Genomic DNA, 5,776 nt, shown 5'->3' with positions numbered 1-5,776 from the left:
AGGTGTTGACGAAACGAAAAAGCCGGCTATGATGGGCGGCTCGCTACACGGAAAGATGCTTCGGCAGATTGAGGTGCAGCGGCGGCAACTTCCTCTTCACGAGGGGTTGACGAAGATGAAAAGCCTGCTAATATGGCCGGCTCGCTTCGCAGAAAACCTTCGGGTCGAAACGAAGCAGCGTCAACCACCTCGAAATGAGGTGTTGACGGCAAGAAAAAGTCCGCTATAATGGGCGGCTGGCTTCGACGGAAACGACGAAGCTGACGGGAACGGCGCTGAGGCCACTTCCCAATGTTCTTTGACAGTGTGCGCAGGTAATTTGTGCGGACGCCTGCAGGAAGGATGATTGTCCATCTTGCAGACGTTTAATCAAAAAGCAACATATTAATTGCTTTGCAAGCGATAAGTTGTCAGTGGTTGAACTTCTGCAGCTAAAGTATTTGTCTTCGGACATGTAATTTTAAGTGAAGAGTTTGATCCTGGCTCAGAGTGAACGCTGGCGGCAGGCCTAACACATGCAAGTCGAACGGCAGCACAGTAAGAGCTTGCTCTTATGGGTGGCGAGTGGCGGACGGGTGAGGAATACATCGGAATCTACTCTTTCGTGGGGGATAACGTAGGGAAACTTACGCTAATACCGCATACGACCTACGGGTGAAAGCGGAGGACCTTCGGGCTTCGCGCGATTGAATGAGCCGATGTCGGATTAGCTAGTTGGCGGGGTAAAGGCCCACCAAGGCGACGATCCGTAGCTGGTCTGAGAGGATGATCAGCCACACTGGAACTGAGACACGGTCCAGACTCCTACGGGAGGCAGCAGTGGGGAATATTGGACAATGGGCGCAAGCCTGATCCAGCCATGCCGCGTGGGTGAAGAAGGCCTTCGGGTTGTAAAGCCCTTTTGTTGGGAAAGAAAAGCAGTCGGTTAATACCCGATTGTTCTGACGGTACCCAAAGAATAAGCACCGGCTAACTTCGTGCCAGCAGCCGCGGTAATACGAAGGGTGCAAGCGTTACTCGGAATTACTGGGCGTAAAGCGTGCGTAGGTGGTGGTTTAAGTCTGTTGTGAAAGCCCTGGGCTCAACCTGGGAATTGCAGTGGATACTGGGTCACTAGAGTGTGGTAGAGGGTAGCGGAATTCCCGGTGTAGCAGTGAAATGCGTAGAGATCGGGAGGAACATCCGTGGCGAAGGCGGCTACCTGGACCAACACTGACACTGAGGCACGAAAGCGTGGGGAGCAAACAGGATTAGATACCCTGGTAGTCCACGCCCTAAACGATGCGAACTGGATGTTGGGTGCAATTTGGCACGCAGTATCGAAGCTAACGCGTTAAGTTCGCCGCCTGGGGAGTACGGTCGCAAGACTGAAACTCAAAGGAATTGACGGGGGCCCGCACAAGCGGTGGAGTATGTGGTTTAATTCGATGCAACGCGAAGAACCTTACCTGGTCTTGACATCCACGGAACTTTCCAGAGATGGATTGGTGCCTTCGGGAACCGTGAGACAGGTGCTGCATGGCTGTCGTCAGCTCGTGTCGTGAGATGTTGGGTTAAGTCCCGCAACGAGCGCAACCCTTGTCCTTAGTTGCCAGCACGTAATGGTGGGAACTCTAAGGAGACCGCCGGTGACAAACCGGAGGAAGGTGGGGATGACGTCAAGTCATCATGGCCCTTACGACCAGGGCTACACACGTACTACAATGGTAGGGACAGAGGGCTGCAAACCCGCGAGGGTAAGCCAATCCCAGAAACCCTATCTCAGTCCGGATTGGAGTCTGCAACTCGACTCCATGAAGTCGGAATCGCTAGTAATCGCAGATCAGCATTGCTGCGGTGAATACGTTCCCGGGCCTTGTACACACCGCCCGTCACACCATGGGAGTTTGTTGCACCAGAAGCAGGTAGCTTAACCTTCGGGAGGGCGCTTGCCACGGTGTGGCCGATGACTGGGGTGAAGTCGTAACAAGGTAGCCGTATCGGAAGGTGCGGCTGGATCACCTCCTTTTGAGCATGACATCATTGTTCCTGTCGGGCGTCCTCACAAATTACCTGCATTCAGAGATTCATACCGGCACAGGTCGGTATGCGAAGTCCCTTTTGGGGCCTTAGCTCAGCTGGGAGAGCACCTGCTTTGCAAGCAGGGGGTCGTCGGTTCGATCCCGACAGGCTCCACCATATTGAGTGAAAAGACTTCGGGTCTGTAGCTCAGGTGGTTAGAGCGCACCCCTGATAAGGGTGAGGTCGGTAGTTCGAGTCTACCCAGACCCACCACTCTGAATGTAGTGCACACTTAAGAATTTATATGGATCAGCGTTGAGGCTGATACATGTTCTTTTATAACTTGTGACGTAGCGAGCGTTTGAGATATCTATCTAAACGTGTCGTTGAGGCTAAGGCGGGGACTTCGAGTCCCTAAATAATTGAGTCGTATGTTCGCGTTGGTGGCTTTGTACCCCACACAACACGGCATGTGACCCCGAGGCAACTTGGGGTTATATGGTCAAGCGAATAAGCGCACACGGTGGATGCCTAGGCGGTCAGAGGCGATGAAGGACGTGGTAGCCTGCGAAAAGTGTCGGGGAGCTGGCAACAAGCTTTGATCCGGCAATGTCCGAATGGGGAAACCCACTGCTTCGGCAGTATCCTGCAGTGAATTCATAGCTGCTGGAAGCGAACCCGGTGAACTGAAATATCTAAGTAACCGGAGGAAAAGAAATCAACCGAGATTCCCTAAGTAGTGACGAGCGAACGGGGAGCAGCCCTTAAGCTGGAATGGCTTTAGAAAAACAATCTGGAAAGATTGGCCATAGAAGGTGATAGCCCTGTATTTAAAAGGGCCACTCCAGTGAAGACGAGTAGGGCGGGGCACGTGAAACCCTGTCTGAATATGGGGGGACCATCCTCCAAGGCTAAATACTCCTGACCGACCGATAGTGAACCAGTACCGTGAGGGAAAGGCGAAAAGAACCCCGGAGAGGGGAGTGAAATAGATCCTGAAACCGTGTGCGTACAAGCAGTAGGAGCTCGCAAGAGTGACTGCGTACCTTTTGTATAATGGGTCAGCGACTTACTGTTCGTGGCAAGCTTAACCGTATAGGGGAGGCGAAGGGAAACCGAGTCTGATAAGGGCGCATAGTCGCGGGCAGTAGACCCGAAACCGGGTGATCTAGTCATGGCCAGGGTGAAGGTGCCGTAACAGGTACTGGAGGCCCGAACCCACGTCTGTTGCAAAAGACGGGGATGAGCTGTGATTAGGAGTGAAAAGCTAATCGAACCCGGAGATAGCTGGTTCTCCTCGAAAGCTATTTAGGTAGCGCCTCGGACGAATACTACTGGGGGTAGAGCACTGTTATGGCTAGGGGGTCATCGCGACTTACCAAACCATTGCAAACTCCGAATACCAGTACGTACTATCCGGGAGACACACGGCGGGTGCTAACGTCCGTCGTGAAAAGGGAAACAACCCAGACCCACAGCTAAGGTCCCAAATTCACTGCTAAGTGGAAAACGATGTGGAAAGGCATAGACAGCCAGGAGGTTGGCTTAGAAGCAGCCACCCTTTAAAGAAAGCGTAATAGCTCACTGGTCGAGTCGGTCTGCGCGGAAGATTTAACGGGGCTAAGCAGTGAACCGAAGCTTGGGGTGCATAAAACTTGTTTTATGCGCGGTAGAGGAGCGTTCCGTAAGCCTGCGAAGGTGGATTGAGAAGTCTGCTGGAGGTATCGGAAGTGCGAATGCTGACATGAGTAACGATAATGCGGGTGAAAAGCCCGCACGCCGAAAGCCCAAGGTTTCCTTGCGCAACGTTAATCGACGCAGGGTTAGTCGGTCCCTAAGGCGAGGGCGAAAGCCGTAGTCGATGGGAAGCAGGTTAATATTCCTGCACCTCGCGTGAGTGCGATGGAGGGACGGAGAAGGTTAGGTGTACCGGGCGTTGGTTGTCCCGGGGAAAGGCGGTAGGTTTGGATCTTTGGCAAATCCGGGATCCTTTAAGACCGAGCACCGAGACGAGCCTTTATGGCAAAGTCACTGATACCACGCTTCCAGGAAAAGCTCCTAAGCTTCAGCTCACGAAGACCGTACCGTAAACCGACACAGGTGGGTAGGATGAGAATTCTCAGGCGCTTGAGAGAACTCGGGTGAAGGAACTAGGCAACATGGCACCGTAACTTCGGGAGAAGGTGCACCCTTTTTGGTGGCTCATGCGAGCTATAGCTGAAGAGGGTCGCAGAAACCAGGCCGCTGCGACTGTTTATCAAAAACACAGCACTCTGCAAACACGAAAGTGGACGTATAGGGTGTGACGCCTGCCCGGTGCTGGAAGGTTAATTGATGGGGTCAGCCGCAAGGCGAAGCTCTTGATCGAAGCCCCAGTAAACGGCGGCCGTAACTATAACGGTCCTAAGGTAGCGAAATTCCTTGTCGGGTAAGTTCCGACCTGCACGAATGGCGTAACGACAGCGGCGCTGTCTCCACCCGAGACTCAGTGAAATTGAAATCGCTGTGAAGATGCAGCGTTCCCGTGGCAAGACGGAAAGACCCCGTGAACCTTTACTATAGCTTTACACTGAACGTTGAGTTCGTCTGTGTAGGATAGGTGGGAGGCTATGAAACTGTGGCGCTAGCTGCAGTGGAGCCATCCTTGAAATACCACCCTGTCGTGCTTGACGTTCTAACCTAGATCCGTTATCCGGATCAGGGACCGTGTATGGTGGGTAGTTTGACTGGGGCGGTCTCCTCCTAAAGAGTAACGGAGGAGCACGAAGGTACGCTCAGCGCGGTCGGACATCGCGCACTGTGTGCAAAGGCATAAGCGTGCTTGACTGCAAGATCGACGGATCAAGCAGGTACGAAAGTAGGTCTTAGTGATCCGGTGGTTCTGTATGGAAGGGCCATCGCTCAACGGATAAAAGGTACTCCGGGGATAACAGGCTGATACCGCCCAAGAGTTCATATCGACGGCGGTGTTTGGCACCTCGATGTCGGCTCATCACATCCTGGGGCTGTAGTCGGTCCCAAGGGTATGGCTGTTCGCCATTTAAAGTGGTACGCGAGCTGGGTTCAGAACGTCGTGAGACAGTTCGGTCCCTATCTGCCATGGGCGTTGGAAGTTTGAGAGGGGCTGCTCCTAGTACGAGAGGACCGGAGTGGACGAACCTCTGGTGTTCCGGTTGTCACGCCAGTGGCATTGCCGGGTAGCTATGTTCGGAAGCGATAACCGCTGAAAGCATCTAAGCGGGAAGCGCGCCTCAAGATGAGACTTCCCGGGGCACAAGCCCCCTAAAGGAACCATATAGACTATGTGGTTGATAGGTCAGGTGTGTAAGTACAGCAATGTATTGAGCTAACTGATACTAATGATCCGTGCGGCTTGACCATATAACCTCAAGTTGCCTTGGTCCCAACGAACGTTGGTAGATCATCAAACGCAAGCTACGTCACAAGTTAACTATGCGAGACTGGGCGCCTTAATCCGTTTCTTGGATGGCGACGCTCCAACCGTCTCCCTGGTGAAATTAGCGCTGTGGAACCACCCGATCCCATCCCGAACTCGGAAGTGAAACGCAGCTGCGCCGATGGTAGTGTGGCTCAAGCCATGCGAGAGTAGGTCATCGCCAGGGGCTTTACCCGAAACCCTCAGTCCAACAGGACTGAGGGTTTCTTTTTGTCCAAAATCCGCAACGTAACCGCCAAAGACACCGCACAAGGACGCACGCTGACCAGCGGATCCGCATCCGCAGGCTCGACGCTCAGGCTGAGCCAGGTACTGGTG

The 5,776-nt window shown here is 53.4% G+C and carries 1 protein-coding gene, 2 tRNA genes and 3 rRNA genes; all 6 read left to right on the top strand.

Features of this window, described 5'->3' with window-relative positions:
* Positions 1-229 (top strand): hypothetical protein (locus tag EO139_RS21600; RefSeq protein WP_206515171.1); only part of this gene is annotated, 229 nt, incomplete at its 5' end.
* Positions 230-461: 232 nt separating this feature from the next.
* Positions 462-2,008: ribosomal RNA gene (locus EO139_RS21020) — 16S ribosomal RNA — on the top strand.
* A gap of 94 nt (positions 2,009-2,102) precedes the next feature.
* Positions 2,103-2,178 (top strand) — tRNA-Ala (locus EO139_RS21015).
* Positions 2,179-2,197: 19 nt separating this feature from the next.
* Positions 2,198-2,274 (top strand) — tRNA-Ile (locus EO139_RS21010).
* Positions 2,275-2,501: 227 nt separating this feature from the next.
* Positions 2,502-5,382: ribosomal RNA gene (locus EO139_RS21005) — 23S ribosomal RNA — on the top strand.
* A 127-nt stretch (positions 5,383-5,509) separates the two neighbouring features.
* Positions 5,510-5,624, top strand: a 5S ribosomal RNA gene (gene rrf / locus EO139_RS21000).
* Together the 16S, 23S and 5S rRNA genes with 2 tRNA genes alongside form the textbook arrangement of a ribosomal RNA operon.
* The last annotated feature ends 152 nt before the right edge of the window (positions 5,625-5,776 follow it).

Origin of the sequence: Xanthomonas sp. BRIP62411 (assembly GCF_003993525.1) — a bacterium.
GTDB classification, from domain to species: domain Bacteria; phylum Pseudomonadota; class Gammaproteobacteria; order Xanthomonadales; family Xanthomonadaceae; genus Xanthomonas; species Xanthomonas euroxanthea.
This window is presented reverse-complemented; position numbering and strand designations above follow the sequence as displayed.